The 17,809-nt window shown below is 67.0% G+C and carries 17 protein-coding genes and 1 tRNA gene; 10 read left to right on the top strand and 8 right to left on the bottom strand.

The annotated features are described in order from the left end of the window. Positions 1-22: 22 nt before the first annotated feature. The 3 genes from ACWKSV_RS06330 to tyrS all read left to right on the top strand — a co-directional run bounded on the left by ACWKSV_RS06330 (position 23) and on the right by tyrS (position 2,969). The gene (locus tag ACWKSV_RS06330) at positions 23-1,177 is read left to right on the top strand and encodes a M23 family metallopeptidase (RefSeq protein ID WP_076718225.1); all 1,155 of its coding nucleotides are present in this window, start codon (positions 23-25) and stop codon (positions 1,175-1,177) included. 110 nt (positions 1,178-1,287) lie between these two features. After that, positions 1,288-1,686: a hypothetical protein gene (locus ACWKSV_RS06335; protein WP_076716597.1), complete on the top strand. Its 399-nt coding sequence runs from the start codon at positions 1,288-1,290 to the stop codon at positions 1,684-1,686. Positions 1,687-1,742: 56 nt separating this feature from the next. Beyond that, complete coding sequence (tyrS, locus tag ACWKSV_RS06340) at positions 1,743-2,969, top strand: tyrosine--tRNA ligase (protein WP_076716599.1); 1,227 nt, start codon at positions 1,743-1,745, stop codon at positions 2,967-2,969. 255 nt (positions 2,970-3,224) lie between these two features. Here tyrS and ACWKSV_RS06345 read toward each other — a convergent pair whose 3' ends face one another. Next, on the bottom strand, positions 3,225-3,665 hold the full coding sequence (locus ACWKSV_RS06345) for a DMT family transporter (RefSeq protein ID WP_076716600.1): 441 nt from the start codon (positions 3,663-3,665) through the stop codon (positions 3,225-3,227). A 30-nt stretch (positions 3,666-3,695) separates the two neighbouring features. Next, positions 3,696-5,750 (bottom strand): ATP-dependent DNA helicase RecG, encoded by a 2,055-nt coding sequence (gene recG / locus ACWKSV_RS06350; RefSeq protein WP_076716602.1) that lies wholly within the window; start codon positions 5,748-5,750, stop codon positions 3,696-3,698. An 80-nt stretch (positions 5,751-5,830) separates the two neighbouring features. On the opposite strand from recG, the gene ACWKSV_RS06355 reads away from it, so the two are divergent. Both ACWKSV_RS06355 and mfd read left to right on the top strand, forming a co-directional pair. Next, positions 5,831-6,097, top strand: coding sequence for an FAD assembly factor SdhE (locus tag ACWKSV_RS06355; RefSeq protein WP_007404480.1), 267 nt, complete (start codon positions 5,831-5,833; stop codon positions 6,095-6,097). A 52-nt stretch (positions 6,098-6,149) separates the two neighbouring features. After that, positions 6,150-9,617, top strand: coding sequence for a transcription-repair coupling factor (gene mfd / locus ACWKSV_RS06360; protein ID WP_076716604.1), 3,468 nt, complete (start codon positions 6,150-6,152; stop codon positions 9,615-9,617). Positions 9,618-9,656: 39 nt separating this feature from the next. Here mfd and ACWKSV_RS06365 read toward each other — a convergent pair whose 3' ends face one another. Next, positions 9,657-10,088, bottom strand: coding sequence for a YybH family protein (locus tag ACWKSV_RS06365; protein ID WP_076716605.1), 432 nt, complete (start codon positions 10,086-10,088; stop codon positions 9,657-9,659). Further along, entirely contained in the window at positions 10,076-11,785 is a 1,710-nt protein-coding gene (locus ACWKSV_RS06370) for a putative bifunctional diguanylate cyclase/phosphodiesterase (RefSeq protein WP_083706666.1), read from the bottom strand. Before ACWKSV_RS06370 ends, ACWKSV_RS06365 begins: the two co-directional genes overlap by 13 nt. A gap of 83 nt (positions 11,786-11,868) precedes the next feature. Between ACWKSV_RS06370 and moaA the strand changes: the two genes are divergently transcribed. From moaA to ACWKSV_RS06385, 3 genes are all read left to right on the top strand, one after another. Next, complete coding sequence (gene moaA, locus ACWKSV_RS06375; protein ID WP_443026389.1) at positions 11,869-12,924, top strand: GTP 3',8-cyclase MoaA; 1,056 nt, start codon at positions 11,869-11,871, stop codon at positions 12,922-12,924. Next, complete coding sequence (locus tag ACWKSV_RS06380; protein ID WP_058746045.1) at positions 12,921-13,700, top strand: NAD kinase; 780 nt, start codon at positions 12,921-12,923, stop codon at positions 13,698-13,700. Before moaA ends, ACWKSV_RS06380 begins: the two co-directional genes overlap by 4 nt. A 273-nt stretch (positions 13,701-13,973) precedes the next feature. After that, a tRNA-Asn gene (locus ACWKSV_RS06385) sits at positions 13,974-14,048 on the top strand. 40 nt (positions 14,049-14,088) lie between these two features. Here ACWKSV_RS06385 and ACWKSV_RS06390 read toward each other — a convergent pair. The 3 genes from ACWKSV_RS06390 to ACWKSV_RS06400 all read right to left on the bottom strand — a co-directional run bounded on the left by ACWKSV_RS06390 (position 14,089) and on the right by ACWKSV_RS06400 (position 16,085). Further along, positions 14,089-15,237: a glutathionylspermidine synthase family protein gene (locus tag ACWKSV_RS06390; RefSeq protein ID WP_076716607.1), complete on the bottom strand. Its 1,149-nt coding sequence runs from the start codon at positions 15,235-15,237 to the stop codon at positions 14,089-14,091. Beyond that, positions 15,234-15,611: a DUF1190 domain-containing protein gene (locus ACWKSV_RS06395; RefSeq protein ID WP_076716608.1), complete on the bottom strand. Its 378-nt coding sequence runs from the start codon at positions 15,609-15,611 to the stop codon at positions 15,234-15,236. The genes ACWKSV_RS06390 and ACWKSV_RS06395 overlap by 4 nt, the downstream gene beginning before the upstream one ends. A 105-nt stretch (positions 15,612-15,716) precedes the next feature. Next, the gene (locus ACWKSV_RS06400; RefSeq protein ID WP_056437916.1) at positions 15,717-16,085 is read right to left on the bottom strand and encodes a glycine zipper 2TM domain-containing protein; all 369 of its coding nucleotides are present in this window, start codon (positions 16,083-16,085) and stop codon (positions 15,717-15,719) included. A gap of 102 nt (positions 16,086-16,187) precedes the next feature. On the opposite strand from ACWKSV_RS06400, the gene ACWKSV_RS06405 reads away from it, so the two are divergent. Both ACWKSV_RS06405 and ACWKSV_RS06410 read left to right on the top strand, forming a co-directional pair. Continuing rightward, a complete protein-coding gene (locus ACWKSV_RS06405) occupies positions 16,188-16,607 on the top strand; it encodes a secondary thiamine-phosphate synthase enzyme YjbQ (RefSeq protein ID WP_076716610.1) in 420 nt (139 codons plus the stop codon). Positions 16,608-16,732: 125 nt separating this feature from the next. After that, positions 16,733-17,314: a CC0125/CC1285 family lipoprotein gene (locus ACWKSV_RS06410; protein ID WP_052811366.1), complete on the top strand. Its 582-nt coding sequence runs from the start codon at positions 16,733-16,735 to the stop codon at positions 17,312-17,314. A gap of 62 nt (positions 17,315-17,376) precedes the next feature. Here ACWKSV_RS06410 and ACWKSV_RS06415 read toward each other — a convergent pair whose 3' ends face one another. Further along, the gene (locus tag ACWKSV_RS06415) at positions 17,377-17,727 is read right to left on the bottom strand and encodes a hypothetical protein (protein ID WP_076716611.1); all 351 of its coding nucleotides are present in this window, start codon (positions 17,725-17,727) and stop codon (positions 17,377-17,379) included. Between the last annotated feature and the right edge of the window lie 82 nt (positions 17,728-17,809).

Raw genomic sequence — 17,809 nt, forward strand, 5'->3', positions numbered from 1 at the left:
CATTCCCAATATGGAGCCTCCCATGCGCGCCGCCGAGCCGGTCGCACCTCCTGCTCCAGTCGTCACCGCGCCGCCACAGGCCAGCCCGGTGACGCGGCCTGCCCCCGTCACCCCTGTCTCCCGACCTGGTTCCGCGCGCCCGGCCATCCGTCGCTCGGTGCCCGTCACCACTGCGCGCCCTGCCCGGCGCCCGCCGGTTGCAGCACCTGTCGTCCAGCGGTCGGTTCCCGTTTCGACACCAACCGCGCCCGTATCTTCACCGCCCGCCCCGCGCCCCTCCTGGGAAGTGCGCCCCGTCGCGCCCGACGCGCGCGAAATTGCGGAGAGCGTCTATGTCGTGAAGCCCGGCGACACGCTGCGCGCCGTGGCGGATCGCGCAGGGGCCGGTTCGGAAGTCATCGCGCGTGCCAACGGGCTGACCCCGCCCTTCATGATCCGCGCGGGCCAGCGCCTGACCATTTTCGGCGGCCGCTATCACCTGGTCCGCTCGGGCGAGAGCGGCATCGCCATCGCGCGGGCTTATGGCGTTTCATGGTCGCGGATCGTCGATGCCAATGCGCTCAGCGAACCCTATGTCCTGCGCGCCGGACAGCGGATCCTGATCCCCGGCACGGCTCCTGGCGCCACCCCGCTCAGCAGCGCCGCCGAGCGCGCCGCCGCCTTCAAGCTCGACGTGGACGACATCCTGACCGGCGGCGAGCCCGCGCTCGCCAGCAACCAGGAGCCGGCCAAGCCCAGCGCGACGCCGCGCCGCGTCCTGCCGCCGACCGCCGTGGTCGCGGCCCCCGCGCGGCTGCGCTCGGGCTTTGCCTGGCCGGTCGACGGCCGCGTCGTGAAGCGGTTCGGCGCGGGCTCCAGCGGCGAGCGCAACGACGGCATCAAGATCGCGGCGCCGGTGGGCACGCCGATCAAGGCGGCGGCGGACGGGGTGGTCGCCTATGTGGGTGACGGGATCGCGGCGCTGGGCGGGCTGGTGATCGTCAAGCATGGCGATGGCTGGACCAGCGTCTATGGCCATGCCTCCAAATTGATGGTCCAGCGCGGCCAGAGCGTGAAGCGCGGCCAGACGCTGGCGCTGTCCGGCCAGACCGGCTTTGCCGACCGCCCCGAGCTGCATTTCGAGCTGCGCCGGGGTCGCACCCCCGTCGATCCGCTCAGCCAGCTGCCCCGGCCATGACCCATGCCTGCTTTATGAACGCTGCCTAACGGGTGGTTCAGGATTCGGAACGCCACGACCTGTCATAGGTTGAAAACGAACAAGGGGCCGTTGCCCCTGGGAGTTGGCGTATGAAGAAGATGTTCCATGTTCTGGCGGCGATCGGCCTGTCCGTAACGGGCGTCGCTGCGACGACGGTCCTGCCGGTGGCGAGTGCCGAGGCGCAATCCTGGCGCGGTGACGATGGGCCCCGTTATGATCGGGACCGGCGCGATCGCCGCGACTGGCGCGAGGATCGCCGCGATTGGCGGGGCGAACGGCGCGGCTGGCGTGACGATCGGGGCTGGCGTAGCAACGACTGGCGTGCTCGCCGCGAAGCTCGCGTGGCACGCGAATATGACCGGGCGCGCCGCACCCCCGGCTATGTCGATCCACGCTCGCAGGGCGACTATACCAACTATACCGGCCGCGGCTCGGGTTATCGCCCCTGCAACTATGTCGAGCGTAACGGACGTACCGTCTGTCGCTGACCCCCTGATGCCTTTGGGGTGACGAACGCGGATCGGCGGTGTAACGGCCAGTCATCATGGCATACACTTCCGATCTGCTTCGCACCCTGGATGAACGGGGTTACGTCCACCAGATGACCGACGGCGCCGCACTGGACCGTCTGGCCGCAGGCGGCGTGGTGCCGGGTTATATCGGCTTCGACCCGACCGCGCCGTCGCTGCATGTTGGCAGCCTGGTGCAGATCATGCTCCTTCGCCGGATGCAGCAGACCGGCCACAAGCCGATCGTCCTGATGGGCGGCGGCACCGGCAAGATCGGCGACCCCAGCTTCAAGGACGAGGCGCGCAAGCTGCTCGGCGAGGACGGGATCAAGGCCAATGTCGCCTCGATCAAGCGCATCTTCGAACGCTTCCTGACCTTCGGTGACGGCCCGAACGACGCGGTGCTGGTCGACAATGCCGACTGGCTCGACAAGCTGGAATATATCCCCTTCCTGCGCGAAGTGGGTCAGCATTTCTCGGTCAATCGGATGCTGTCCTTCGACTCGGTGAAGCTGCGCCTCGACCGCGAGCAGTCGCTCAGCTTCCTCGAATTCAACTACATGATCCTCCAGGCCTATGACTTCCGCGAGCTGGCCCAGCGTCATGGCTGCCGGTTGCAGATGGGCGGGTCGGACCAGTGGGGCAATATCGTCAACGGCATCGAACTGGCCCGCCGCATGGACGGGACGGAGGTGTTCGGCGTGACCACCCCGCTGATCACCACGGCGGACGGCGGCAAGATGGGCAAGACGATGGCGGGTGCCGTTTGGCTGCACGAGGACCAGCTGCCGCATTTCGATTACTGGCAATTCTGGCGCAACACCGACGACCGTGACGTCGGCCGCTTCCTGCGCCTGTTCACCGACCTGCCGCTGGACGAAATCGCGCGGCTGGAGGCACTGGAAGGCGCGGAGATCAACGAGGCCAAGAAGGTCCTCGCCAACGAAGCCACCGCCATGTGCCGTGGCCGCGCGGCGGCGGACGAAGCGGCCGAAACGGCGCGTCGGACCTTCGAGGAAGGTGCGGCGGGTGCGGCGTTGCCAAGCTTTGCGGTCGAGGGCGGGTCGGTTTCCATCGTCGACGCGCTGATCGGACTGGGCTTTGCCAAGTCCAAGGGCGAGGCACGGCGGCTGATCGCGGGCGGCGGCGCGCGGGTGGATGGCGAGAAGGTGGCGGACGAGAATGCCGTCATCGCCGTTCAGGGCGAGCCGGTGAAGGTTTCGTCGGGCAAGAAGAATCACGGATTACTGACGGCGGGGTAATTCCCGTGGCCTTCGACTTCGGCGCTATGCGCCGAAGTTTATCCTGAGCGGCTGGCTTGCCAGCCAGCCGAAGGGCTCAGGCTGAACGGGGTTGAGGGCTACTTCCTCTTCATAAGGGCTGTTCCCCGGCGAAGGCCGGGACCCAGTTTCTGCCAAGTCGACGAAGCGGGATAGCGGTGCGTGGGAGGCGCTTTCTTCGCCCGATAAACCGCAAAGCAACTGGACCCCGACCTCCGCCGGGGTACGAGCTGCGCCTCAGCCCCGCTTCACCACCACCGCGCCCGCAATCACCAGCGCCACCCCCACGACCTTCCCGATCGTCACCGGCTCGACCCGCACCCCGAACAGGCCGAAATGGTCGACGATCAGCGCCGCCACCAATTGGCTCGCGATCGCCGCCGTCAGCGCCACGGAAATCCCCAATCGCGGCGCGGCATAGGCCAGCACGGCCACGAACCCGGCGCCGTAAAAGCCGCCCAACCACGCCCAGCCCGGCGCGCCCTTGAGCGCCGTCGGACTCGTCCGGTCCATCGCCGCCCAGGCGACCGCCAGGACGATCGTCCCGATCAGGAACGAGGTCAGCGCCGCCAAGACCACCGATCCCGACGCCTTGGCAAGCGCGGCATTGGTCGGCGGCTGGATCGCCAGACCGAGACCGGCGATCAGGACGAGGATGAGCGGAAAGACAGCAGCCATCCGCGCCTAACGCCACGAACGCCGCTTCGTTCAGCCCGAACGCAAGAGCGCGACGCCTGCATCCCGCTCGAACAGATAGAGGGCCGTCCGCGCCGCCTGCCCGCGCGGTGCTTCCAGCCCGCCGTCACGATCGATCAGCAGCCGCGCATCGTCCTGCGCGCACTGCATCAGGTCGGCCATGTTTTCGGGCGTGGCGAGCCGGAACGCCATCTCCCCCGATTGCCGCGTGCCGAGCAGTTCGCCGGCCCCGCGCAACCGCAGATCCTCTTCGGCGATACGGAACCCGTCATTCGTCTCGCGCATCAGGGCAAGCCGCGCCCGCGACGTTTCCGACAAATGCGAGCCCCGCAGCAACAGGCAGCGCGACAGCCCCCCGCCCCGCCCGACGCGCCCACGCAACTGGTGCAACTGCGCCAGGCCGAAGCGGTCGGCATGTTCGATCACGATCAGCGTGGCATTGGGCACGTCCACCCCCACCTCGATCACCGTCGTCGCGACCAGCACGCCCAGCCGTCCGCCCGCGAACGCCTCCATCACCGCGTCCTTCTCGGCAGGCTTCATCTTGCCGTGAACCAGGCCGACCCGTTCGCCGAACCGCGCGCGCAGGGTCTCGGCGCGCATTTCGGCGGCGGCGAGGTCGGACTTTTCGCTCTCCTCGACCAGCGGACAGACCCAGTAAGCCTGCCCCCCGTCCGACAGATGCCGACCGAGCGCGTTGACCACTTCGTCCAGCCGGTCCTCCGACACCACGCGCGTCTCGATCGGCTGGCGGCCCGGCGGCATCTCGTCCAACCGGCTGACGTCCATCTCGCCGTAATTGGCGAGCGTCAGGGTGCGCGGGATCGGCGTCGCGGTCATCGCCAGCAGGTGCGGCGGGGCCTTGCCCTTGGCGGACAGCATCATCCGCTGCGCCACGCCGAAGCGATGCTGTTCGTCCACCACGACCAACGCCAGATCGCGATAGGTCACGGTCTCCTGAAAGATCGCATGGGTGCCGACCAATATGTCGATTTCGCCCGCCGCCAGCGCCATCAGCGTGGCCTCCCGCGCCTTGCCCTTGTCACGGCCGGTCAGCACGGCGATCTCGAGCGGCAGCCCGGCGAGCGTCTTGCGCAGCGTCTCATAATGCTGGCGCGCCAGGATTTCGGTCGGCGCCAGCATCGCTGCCTGGGCCCCCGCCTCCACCGCGATCAGCATCGCCATCGCCGCGACCAACGTCTTGCCCGCGCCGACATCGCCCTGGAGCAGCCGCAGCATCGGCGCGTCCTGCGCCAGATCGCCCTCGATCTCCCGCACCGTCCGGCTCTGCGCGCCGGTCAGCGTGTAGGGCAGCTTGAGCATGTCCCTCAAGCGCCCGTCGCCGTTCAACGCCCGCCCCCGCCGCTTGCGGGTATCGGCACGGACCAGCGTCATCGCCAGCTGGTTGGCGAACACTTCGTCATAGCCCAGCCGCTCGCGCGCCTTCGCGTCCGCCGGATCGGCATGGATACGGGCCAGCGCGTCCTTCCAGTCGGGCCAGCCGCGCTGCGCCTTCAGCCCCGACTCGATCCATTCGGGCAGTTCGGGCGACCGTTCCACCGCCTGCGCCGCCAGCGCCCCCAGCCGCCGCGAGGTGATCCCTTCCGACAGGGGATAGATGGCCTCACGCTCGCGGAAGCCTTCGGCGCTGTCGCCCAGATCGGGATGGACGATCTGCAAATCCTGGCCATAGAGGTCGAGGCGACCCGATACGACCTTCGTCTCGCCGATCGGCAGCAGCTTCTTCACCCAACCCGAATTACCGCCGAAATAGACCAGCGCGACGCTGTTGCCCGCCGCATCCTCCGCCCGCACGCGCGTCGGCCCGCGCGGGGAGGACGAAGCGCGATGCTCCTTCACGGTCAGCGGAATGGCGATGACCCTCCCCGCATCCGACACCATCAGCTCGTCGCGTGGGAAACGGTCGATATGGCCGGTCGGCAGATGAAAGGCGACATCGACCACGCGCGCGATGCGCAGGCGCTCCAAAGGCTTGGCAAGACCGGGACCGACGCCTTTCAGCGACGTGACCTCGGCGAACAGCGGATTGAGGATATCGGGACGCATGACTAGATGGGTGCGTATAGCCTCAAGCCCCCGCACGCCGCCAGAGCATGCGGGCGTTAATCTCGTTGGATCGGAACCCCATGGACCACGAAACCCGTATCAAGCGCCTCCGCTTCCGCGCATGGCATCGCGGCACCAAGGAAGCCGACCTGATGATCGGCGGCTTTTTCGACGCGCATCACGAGACGTTGAGCCTTGAGGAACTCGACTGGTTCGAGGCGCTGCTGGAAGAGCAGGATGTCGATATCATGGCCTGGGCGATCGGGACGCAGCCCTGTCCGCCGCAATGGGACGGCCCGGTGATGCAGCGGATGCGCGCGCTGAATTTCGTGCCGATCGCCCGGTAACTTATTCAAGTTCAGCCGTTCACCTGCCCGACGACCCCAGCTTCGGAACCCCATGCCCGATATCAAGACGATCCTGACCGCCAAGAGCCCGCTGACCCTGTCGGGCGTTCCGGCGGGGTTCCTGCCGGTGCTGCTCGCCGATCTGGCACGAGCCGCGACCACGCGTGCGGTGTTCATCTGTGCCGACGAAGCGCAGATGCGCGAACTGGCCTCGACCGCGACCTATTTCGCGCCCGAGCTGGAAATCCTTCAGATCCCCGCCTGGGACTGCCTGCCCTATGATCGCGCCTCGCCCACCTTGCGCGTCATGGCGGAGCGGATCGCGGGGCTCCACCGGCTCCAGGCCAAGCCCAAGACGCCGCAGCTGGTCCTGACCACGGCCAACGCCGCGACCCAGCGCGTGCTGACGCCCTTCCGCATCCGCCAGCTGGTCGCCCGCCTCGCGCCGGGCGAGCGGATCGGGCTGGAGAAGCTGTCCGCGCTGCTCCAGGCGAACGGCTATGTCCGTACCGAGACGGTGCACGACCAGGGCGAGTTCGCGGTGCGCGGCGGCTTGGTCGATCTGTTCCCCAGCGGCGAGGAACAGGCGTTGCGTCTCGATTTCTTCGGCGACGAGATCGAGAGCGTTCGCACCTTCGACCCCGCCGACCAGCGGACGACGGGCCGGGTCGAGGGCTTCACCCTGCTTCCCGCCTCCGAGGCGCTGCTCGACGAGGAATCAATCAAGCGCTTCCGCACCCGCTATCGCGAAACCTTCGGCGCGACCGCGACCGGCGACCCGCTGTATCAGGCGGTGTCCGAAGGGCGGCGTATGGCGGGCATGGAGCATTGGCTGCCGCTGTTCGAGGAGAAGCTGTCGACGCTGTTCGACCATCTCGGCGAGGCTGCGGTGGTAGTGCGCGACAGCGGCGTGACCGCAGCGGCGACCGCGCGGTTCGAGGCGGTGGCGGACTATTACGAGAACCGCAAACGCGCCGAGGCCGCGCAGCCGGGCAGCTTCCGCCCGCTACCCGCCAAGGCGCTGTACCTGACGGACAAGGAATGGAGCGAAGGGTTGGAGACCGCGACCGCGCATCTCGTCTCGCCCTTTCATGAGCCGCAAAGCGCAACCGTCCTGGATTTCGAGGTCGACGGCGCGCGCGATTTCGCGCCCGAACGCGCGGCGCACGCTAATATCTATGAGGCGGTGGTCGATCATGTCGAAGCACTGCGCAAGGAAGGCCGCAAGCCCGTCCTCGCCAGCTATTCGGTCGGTGCGCGCGAACGGCTCGGCAGCCTGCTGAAGGATCACGGGCTGAAGGGCGCCAAGGCGGCCGAAACCTGGCAAGAAGCGCTGGGCATCGCCGATACCTCCAAGAGCTTCGGCGTCGCTCTGGTCGTCCTGCCGCTCGACCATGGTTTCACCGCACCGGGCATCGCGGTGCTCACCGAACAGGACATGCTGGGCGACCGGCTGATCCGGCGGCAAAAGCGGCGCAAGTCGGCGGACGCCTTCCTGGCCGAACTGGCGACGCTTTCGCCCGGCGATCTGGTGGTGCACTCCGACCACGGTATCGGCCGTTATGAGGGGCTGACCTCGATCCCGGTCGGCAAGAGCCCGCATGACTGCGTCGCGCTCTCCTATGCGGGCGGCGACAAGCTGTATGTGCCGGTCGAGAATCTTGAAGTCCTGACCCGCTACGGCTCGGGCGAGGACGGCGCGACGCTCGACCGGCTGGGCGGCGAGGCGTGGCAGCGGCGCAAGGCCCGGATGAAGGAGCGCATCCGCGAGATCGCGGGCGAGCTGATCGCGGTGGCCGCCGAGCGCGCGCTGCGCCCCGGCGAGGTGGCCGAGCCCGACAGCGCGGGCTATCCGGCCTTTGTCGACCGCTTTCCTTACGAGGAAACGGACGATCAGGACCGGGCGATCGACGACGTGCTGGGCGACCTGACGGCGGGCAAGCCGATGGACCGGCTGATCGTCGGCGATGTCGGCTTCGGCAAGACCGAGGTGGCGCTGCGCGCCGCCTTTGTCGCGGCGATGGCGGGAATGCAGGTAGCGGTCGTCTGCCCCACCACGCTACTCGCCCGCCAGCATTACAACAATTTCGTCGCCCGTTTCGAGGGCTTCCCGATCAAGATCGGCCGCCTCTCCCGCCTCGTCACCGCAACCGAGGCCAAGCGGACCAAGGACGGCGCGGCGAGCGGCGATATCGACATCGTCGTCGGCACCCATGCGCTGCTCGCCAAGAATGTCGAGTTCAAGCGGCTGGGCCTCGTCATCGTCGATGAGGAACAGCGGTTCGGCGTCACTCACAAGGAACGGCTGAAGACGCTGAAGGCCGACGTCCACATGCTGACGCTGACGGCGACGCCGATCCCGCGCACGCTGCAAATGGCGATGTCGGGCCTGCGCGAGCTGTCGGTCATCCAGACGCCGCCGGTCGATCGCCTGGCGGTGCGCACCTATGTCATGCCCTGGGACCCGGTCGTGCTGCGCGAGGCCTTGCTGCGCGAACATTATCGCGGCGGACAGAGCTTCCTCGTCACCCCGCGCGTCGCCGACCTGCCGGATATCGAGGAATATCTGCGCAAGGAGGTGCCGGAGGTCCGCTATGTCGTCGCCCACGGCCAGATGTCGGCGACCGAGGTCGAGGAGCGCATGTCCGCCTTCTACGACCGCAAGTTCGAGGTGCTGGTCTCGACCACCATCATCGAGAGCGGCATCGACATTCCGTCCGCCAACACGATGATCGTCAACCGCGCCGACCGCTTTGGCCTGGCCCAGCTCTATCAGTTGCGCGGCCGCGTCGGCCGGTCGAAGACGCGCGCCTATGCCTATATGGTCACGCCGCCGGAGCGCATGATGACCGAGGCGGCGGAGAAGCGACTGAAGGTGCTGTCCGACCTCGACTCGCTGGGCGCGGGCTTCCAGCTGGCCAGCCATGACCTGGATATTCGCGGCGCGGGCAATCTGCTCGGCGACGAACAGTCGGGGCATATCAAGGAGGTGGGCTACGAACTCTATCAGTCGATGCTGGAAGAGGCGATCCTGGAGGCCAAGGCGGGCGGCGCGTTCGAGAAGAAGCGCGACTTCTCGCCCCAGATCACCGTCGACGCGCCGATCCTGATCCCGGACGATTACGTCCCCGATCTCGACCTGCGGATGGGCCTCTATCGTCGCCTGAACGATCTGGAAAAGAACCGGGAAGTCGAGGAATTCGCCGCCGAGATGATCGACCGTTTCGGGCCTTTGCCCGAGGCGACCGACAACCTCATCCAGGTCATCAAGATCAAGCTGAACGCCAAGACGGCGTGCATCGCCAAGATGGATGTCGGCCCGCGCGGTGTGCTGGTCGCGTTCCACGACAACCGCCCGCCCAATGTCGACGGGCTGTTCGCCTATGTCGAGCGGCTGGGCGAACTGGCCAAGCTACGCCCGGACGGCAAGCTGGTGCTTAACCGCGCCTGGCCTGACGCCAAGGCGCGGCTGCACGGCGCGCTGCAATTGTCGAAGGGATTGGCGAAGGCGGCGGGATGAACTCCAATCCTCCCCATCTCTGATGGGGAGGATTGAGGATCAGCTGCTATGATCGGAGACGATTTTCCAGCCATCGGCGCGGCGTTCGAAGACCAGGGTGGTCATCCCGCTCTCGGCCTTCGCTCCGCCCGACAGGTTCCAGCGGGCGAAGAGGATACGGCGGTCGCCGATCCGCTTCAGATGAAGAAAGTCGAAGCGGAGCTGCCCGCGGCTATTCGCACCACCAGCGAAGCTCTTGCGATAACTGTCGGCAATGGCAGGCTTTCCCTGAATCAGCCCCTTGCTGCCGACAAACACCGCATCGGGCGCATAGATAGCCATGAAGCGGTCGAGATCGCCGCCATTCCATCCTTGCGCGCTCTCCAGCATCACGGACCGGATTGCGGCTTCGGCCGGATCGGCGACTGGGGCGGCGGCATGAACCGCCATGGGCGACAGCGCAAAGGCCGCCGCGATCGTCAGGCCGCGCATTCCATTTCTCCCTCGACCATCGCCTGCAACGCCTTTTCGTCCAGCGGCGCGGCGCACAGGAAACCCTGATAGGTGTCGCAGCCCAGTCGTCCGAGCAACTGCGCCTGCCCTTCGGTCTCCACCCCCTCGGCAATGATCCCCATGCCGAGTTGCGCCGCGATGCGGATGATCCCGCGCACGACCACCCGGTCGCGCCGCGTTCCATCGACCTCGGTCACCAGTGCACGGTCGATCTTGAGATAGTCGATGGGCAGGCTGGTGAGATAGGCCAGGCTGGAATAGCCGGTGCCGAAATCGTCGATCGCCACCCGCACGCCTTCCGCCCGCAGCGTGTCGAGCACCTGGGCGGCACGGTCCAGTTCGCGGATCAGGCCCGTCTCGGTGATCTCGACGGTCAGCCGCTCGATCGGAAATCCGCTGGCCGCCACGCGATCGAGAAAGATGCGGGCGAAACCGGCCCGCCCGATATCGGCGGCGGTCACGTTGATCGACAGGCGCAGATGCGACAGCCGCGCGGGCCAGCGCGCCGCGCGTTGCAGGGCGACCTGCTGGATATGGTCCGACAACGCCAGGCCCAGATCGGCGCGCTCGGCCGCGGCGAAGAGCGGGTCGGCGCCCAGCGGCCCCAGGGTCGGATGCCGCCAGCGGGCCAGCGCCTCGACCCCCGTGATCCGCCCGGTGCGGATGGCGACCTGCGGCTGAAAGACGATGTCGATCTCGCCGCGCTCGATGGCGTGGTGGAGATCGGCCGCCAGCACGTCCAGTGGCGCCACATCGCCCGGATGGGCGAAGCGCAACATCGCGCCGTCGCTTGCCTGCGCTTCGGCGAGCGCCTCCCCCGCACGGGCGAGCAGGCTGGCGGGATCTTCATGGGCGCGCGCCTCGGACAGACCGAGCCGGACGCCCAGACGGATCGGCACCGCGCCCGCCTGTACGGGCTGGGCGAGCAGCGTCTCCAGCGTTTCGGCAATGGTCCGCGCCTGTCGGCCATCGGCGACGCCCGCCATGACGAATTCCGCACCGCCCGACCGCGCGACGATCGCCCGGTCGCCGAACGCCTCGGCCGCGACCGCCTGCATTCGCGCCTCGACCCCGCGCAACAGCATATTGCCCGCCGGTCGGCCGTGTGCGGCGTTGATCAGGTCCAGCCGCGACAGCGACACGACGATCGCAACGCAAGGCTCGCCCCGATCCAGAGTATCGGCGACCCAGCGATGGATTTCGCCGACCTCGCCGTCCGCATGGGTGCGGCGTCGACGCACGTCGAGCGTCCGGCGGGCATGACGCTCGGCGAGCCGCAAGGCGGCATGGACCATGGGTTCGCCCGCATCGGGCGCCAGGATATGCGTGGCCCCCGCCGCAAGGAACGCATCGAGCGTATCGGGGTCCGAATCGGGCACCGAGACCAGCATGGCCGCCCCCGTCGCTGCGATCACCGCACCCAGTGCCTGCGCGGCACGAAGCCCGGCATCGCCCTCGCCCCGCGCATCGATCAGCGCGACGCGAGCCTCGCTGGCTAGGAAGGCGCTGACCAGCATGTCGCCGGGCGGATGCTCGCCGTCGCGCGGCGCCATCGACCAGATCGCCCAGCCGCCACGGATGATCGCTTCGTCCAGCAACGCAGGATGGCGGAACGAAAGCGCGAAGATCGCCGTTCCCCTGCGGTGGGCGTTAAAACCGAATTCATCCTGCGTCATGGGCGCACCCTATCCACCGCCACTGGGATCACCAACGGCAATCGATCTTGTTCGCGTCCCGCCTTGGGGCTACCGTCATGACGATGGGACGTGCCAATAATTCGTCCGATAATGCGGATGCCGTCGCTGTGACGGATCGGCGCCCGGCCGACGGGTCGCTGGTCGACCGCCATGGCCGCACGATCCGCTACCTGCGCATCTCCGTCACCGACCGCTGCGATCTGCGCTGCCGCTATTGCATGGCCGAGCAGATGACCTTCCTGCCGCGTGCCAAGCTGCTCAGTCTGGACGAGATCGCGATCATCGCCGAGCGGTTCATCGCCCGCGGCGTGACGCGTATCCGCCTGTCGGGGGGCGAACCGCTGGTCCGCCGCGATGTCGTCGATCTGGTCAAGCGGCTGGGCGGCCATGTCGGTCATGGCCTGGACGAGCTGACCATGACCACCAACGGCACCCGGCTGGCCGACCATGCGGGCGCGCTGGTCGATGCGGGCGTGAAGCGTATCAATGTCAGCCTGGACAGCCGCGATCCCGAACGCTTTCGCTATATCACCCGGCACGGCGATGTCGGTCAGGTGATCCATGGCATCCTCTCCGCGCGCGACGCCGGCCTGGCGATCAAGATCAACATGGTCGCGCTCAAGGGGATGAACGAAGACGAGATTGCTTCGATGCTATCGTGGTGCGTTTCGGAGCGATTGGACCTGTCCCTTATCGAGACGATGCCACTGGGTGCGATCGATGAGGACCGGGTCGACCGCTTCCTGCCGCTGACCGCCGTGTTCGACCGGCTGGCGGCGGAATTCCCGCTGGTCCGCGCCGGGCATCGCACGGGCGGCCCCGCCCGTTACTGGCAGGTGGAGGGCAGCGAGACGCGGCTCGGCCTGATCTCCCCCCTCACCGCGAATTTTTGCGATGGCTGCAACCGCGTGAGGCTGACGACCGAGGGCAAGCTGTATATGTGCCTGGGTCATGAGGATCAGGTGGATTTGAAGGCCGCGCTGCGGAACGGGGGGATCGAAGCGCTGGATACGGCGATCGATCTGGGACTGGCGGCCAAGCCCGCCCGGCATGACTTCCGTATCGAGGCGGGATCGGCCCCGGCCGTGTCGCGCCATATGAGCGTGACCGGCGGATGACCCTTCCCGTCCGGCGGGCGCTTGTCGCCTCGCCCACCGCGCCCGCCCAGACCGCGGCCGCCGACCTGTTGCAAAGCGCCGACTGGGTCGATTTCGACGAGGCGGATTATGTCATCGCGTTGGGCGGTGACGGCTTCATGCTGCAGACGCTGCACCGCATGCTGGAGCGGCGGCGCGGGGCCGTGCCGGTGTTCGGCATGAACCTGGGCACGGTCGGCTTCCTGATGAACGAATGGCGCGGCTATGGGCTGGAGGATCGGCTGGCCCGCGCCAAGCCGTTCCGCGTCACCCCGCTGAAGATGACCGCCACCGGCATCGACGGCCGCGTCCATACCTTGCCCGCGATCAACGAAGTTTCGCTCCTTCGCGAAACCCGCCAGACCGCCAAGCTGGAGGTCATGGTCAACGAACGCATCGTCCTGCCCGAACTGGCCTGCGACGGTATCCTGGCCGCCACGCCGGCTGGATCGACCGCCTATAATTTCTCGGCGCAGGGCCCCATCCTGCCGCTCGGCTCGGCGCTGATCGCGCTGACTCCGATCAGCCCGTTCCGCCCCCGGCGCTGGCGTGGCGCGATTCTGCCCGACAAGGCCCGCATCTCGATCAAGGTCCTCGACCCGGGCAAGCGCCCGGTCTCGGCCGTGGCAGACCAGCGCGAGGTCCGCGACGTGGCGCAGGTCGATATCTGCATGGACCGTTCCCGCGAGCTGACGCTGATGTTCGATCCCGAACATGCGCTCGACGACCGCATCACGATGGAACAGTTCGTCTCCTAACGGAGGCCACCGCATAACCTCTTATTCCTCCCCTGCAAGGGGAGGGGGACCATCCGGAGGATGGTGGAGGGGTGTCGCGCCTATCGAGAGCGGGACACCCCTCCGTCAGGCCTTCGGTCTGCCACCTCCCCTTGCAGGGGAGGAATGGAAGCCAACAAAGGCCCGACCCGCATTTATCCACAGCTTTGGCGGGGCGACTTACGCAAAAGCGTCAAAAAGGGGTTGCGGGTTTTCCCCGGCCCTTTATAGGACCCCTCCACAGCGCCGGAACATTCCCTGATAGCTCAGCGGTAGAGCTCTCGACTGTTAATCGAGCGGCCGTAGGTTCGAATCCTACTCAGGGAGCCACCGGCGCTGTCTTCTCCTAGACAGCGCCAGCCATGACGGATCAGCCGTCGATCACATGCGGCACGAACCGCGCCGTGTTCGAGGTGATCAGCCCGTCCTCGCGGATGCCCATCCCCACTGGCGCACCGTCCACGACCCAGCTGCCCAGCACCGGAAAACATCCCGGCGCCGCCTCCGGCAGACGGTAGAGCGACTGGTAGATATAACCTTCCTCGCCATAGTCTCCCGCCGTTTCCGCCACGATGCTGCCCGCCTTGCGGATCGAGACGTTTGCGCCCTCGCGCGACAGTAAAGGCTTGGCCACCGCATCGCCGCTCGGCACCGAAAAGCTCGCAGGCAACAAATTGGGATGGCCGGGGAACAGGTCCCACAGTACCGGCAGGATCGCCTTGTTCGACCAGATCATCTTCCAGATCGGCTCGATCCAGGTCAGGTCGCCGCGCTCCAGATTGTCGAGCAGCGGCCCGGCAAACTCCTCATGGACCAGCCATTCCCACGGATAGAGCTTGAACAGCGCCTCGATCCGCATGTCCGCTTCGTCGACGAAGCAATGCGTGTCGTGGTTCCAGCCGATCCGCTCCATCAGGATGGGGATGGTGGTGATACCGGCCGCCTCGGCCGTATCACGCAGATAGGCAGCAGTGACGGCATCCTCGCCCGCCGGGTCTTCGACATGCGCGACATGCAGTGTGGCGGGCAGAGCGGGCGCGATCTCGGCCCAGCGCCCGACCAGCGCCTCGTGCAGGCTGTTATACTGGTCGAGGGCGGGGAAACGCTCTTCCTTCCACGCCCATTGCACGACGGCCGCCTCCAACAGCGATGTCGGCGTGTCGCAATTGAACTCGAACAGCTTCGGAGCACCCGAACCGTCATAGCCCAAGTCGAACCGTCCGAAATTCAGCGCGGGCGGCTCGGCCTCCCAGGCTTCGCGGATCGGGTCGTGGAAGACGGGCGGAATGGCGAAACGGTTCAGAAGCGCGGGGTCGCTGACCACCGCCTCGCCCGCCGCCAGGAACAGCCGATACAGCTCGCCCGTCGCGCCCTCGATCGTGTCGATCTGGGCGCGGGTGAAACGATAACAGGCGCTTTCGTCCCAATAAGGCCGCTCGCGCCCCTCATGCCAGATCAGGCCCAGTGCCTCGACCTTGGCCTGCCAGTCGGGTCGCGGCGTCAGCGTCTGGCGGATCATGCGTGGATGCTGCCGAAGCGGCGCGCCGAACTGCCGAAGCCGCCACGGCTGACGGCGGCGGACCGGGTCATCGCGCTACCGGGCGGAGCATAGGCATAGCGGGCGCCGGTCGCGGCACGGAAACTGCCGCCGGTCGCGCGTTCGCCGAACCAGGGAATGGCGCGGCCGCGACCCAGAAAATACCAGAAAGCCCCGCCACCACCGCCGACACGATGCTGGCGGCAGCGCTCGTCGGGCAGACGCACACCCTGCGCGTCGGTGCAGATCGCCGTGTCGCGATCGGTCGTCCAATTGTCATCGGCTTTGGCGCGATTACAGCCGCTTGCCAGCAGCGCCGCCGCCATCGCGGTCGTCAATTTCAGATCAAATGCCATATCGGCCCTCCCGCGTGCATCATGATGCAGGAGCGTCGTCCTTGGCCAGAAAAATGAAAGGGCGCCGGTGAACCCTGTCACCGACGCCCTTCCTTTCTGCCACGCTTAGCGGCAGCGGACCTTGCCGCGATCGATCGAGCGGCCGAGTAGCGCACCGCCGCCTGCGCCCAGCAGCGTGCCCAGCGTACCGCCGCCGATCACATTGCCCAGCACGCCACCGCCGACCGCGCCGACCACCAGGCCGGTGGTGCCGTCATTGCGCTTGCAATAGGTGCGGCCGTCGCGACCACGATAAATCTGGTCTTCGCGGCTCAGGCGACGCTCGCGATGGTTGCCGCGGCGATAGTCGCGCGAGGCATCCCAATCGTCACGGTCACCATGCCAGCGATAGTCGCGATCCTGGGCGACGGCGGGCGTCGCGGCAATGGGGGCGGCAACGGTAACGACGGCCAGAGCGGCGAGCAGGGCTTTCATGGCAGGTCTCCTTATCCTCAAGCGGGCACAACGCGCTTGCTGCGAACCTGTTCAATTCTCATCTGGCTGGCACCGACGGGACGGGTCGGGCATTGAGGAACCATGCGCCAAGCCACCACCATCGTCACCGTCGACACCCATGGTCAGGGCCTGACCGAGATCACCCGGCCCGTCACTGCCTGGGTGCGCGAACAGGGCATGCACGAAGGGCTGCTGACCCTGTTCTGTCGGCACACCTCCGCCTCGCTGATCATCCAGGAAAATGCCGCGCCGGAGGTGAAGACTGACATCCTCGATTATTTCGCGCGAATCGCGCCCGAGGATGCCCGCGCCTATGCCCATGACGATGAGGGGCCGGACGACATGCCCGCGCATCTGCGCAGCATCCTGACAGGTGTTCACCTGTCCGTTCCGCTGATCGGCGGGCGGCTGATGTTGGGGACATGGCAGGGCATCTATCTGTTCGAACATCGTCGCGCACCGCATCGACGGCAAATTGCAATCCATATGGCAGGCGTGTGACGCACTATTCATCGCGGGAGCCAAACCGTTCATCGACCGTTCTGCCGGGATAGGTTAGACCGGCGCCAGCTACAGGGCTGTTGCCGTCCGGCCTGGTCGAGCGGCAAGGAAAGGAAGAAGTGTCCATGCAATTCGGTCGGAAGATCGCGCTCGCGCTGCTCGGCGCCAGCACCTTGATGGTCGCGGGATGTGCGACCGAAACCACCTATCGCCCGGCGACGGGTTCGGGCTTCTACCGCACCGGCTATTCGGACCAGCAGCTGGAACCGGGTCGCTTCATCGTCAGCTTCGCGGGCAACACCGTGACGTCGCGCGACACGGTCGAGCGCTATCTGCTGTACCGCGCGGCCGAGCTGACGCTGGCCAATGGCTATGACTATTTCGTGATGGCCGACCGCGACACGCAGCTGCGCTCGCGCACCTATTCGACGCCGGGCGCCTTTGGGCCGGGCTTTGGCGGCTGGGGCGGCGGCTGGTGGGGTCCGTCGTGGCGCTATTATGGCCGCGGCTTCGGCTGGCGCAGCTGGGACCCGTTCTGGGGTGATCCCTTCTTCGGCAACAACATGGATATCAACACCATCGACCGCTACGAAGCGACGGCCGAAGTCGTGATGCGCAAGGGTCCGATCCCGCGCGACAATCTCCGCGCTTTCGATGCCCGTGCGATCGTCTCGACGATCGGGCCGACGGTGGTAATGCCGAAGTAATTCGGCCAAGGTATCGGATCACGGGGCGGTCACCTTTTGGGGTGGCCGCTCTTTTTTTTGATTTACGGGCGACTGCCACGCACCCGGCGCGCATTGACCATGCCGCGCAATGCCTCGGTGCGGACCTGCAACTCGCGTTCCTCGGACGGTGACAGTCCGTCCTGCCCGAAGCGCTCCCCCAACGCACCGATCGCGGCATCCTCGCGCTTGAAGGATCGAGCCTCGGCACGCGATATGTCGCCGCTGCGCCGTCCCTCACGGATCGCGTGACGGATGTCGCGTCGGTCGGCCGCGACGCTCGGCTGATTGGGCATGGCGAGGATATCGGAGGGTGGCCCGGCGCTGACGAACTGCGCCGGCGCGCCGACGGGTAGTGAGGCTGTTATGACGGCCAACAGCGCATAGTGCTTCATGATTGATCCTCCCTGTCGGCGGAGGATCGCCCTCTGTGACTGAACAAGACCTGTCCATTCCTCCCCTGCAAGGGGAGGTGGC

The organism is Sphingomonas sp. SphC10, assembly GCF_057004845.1.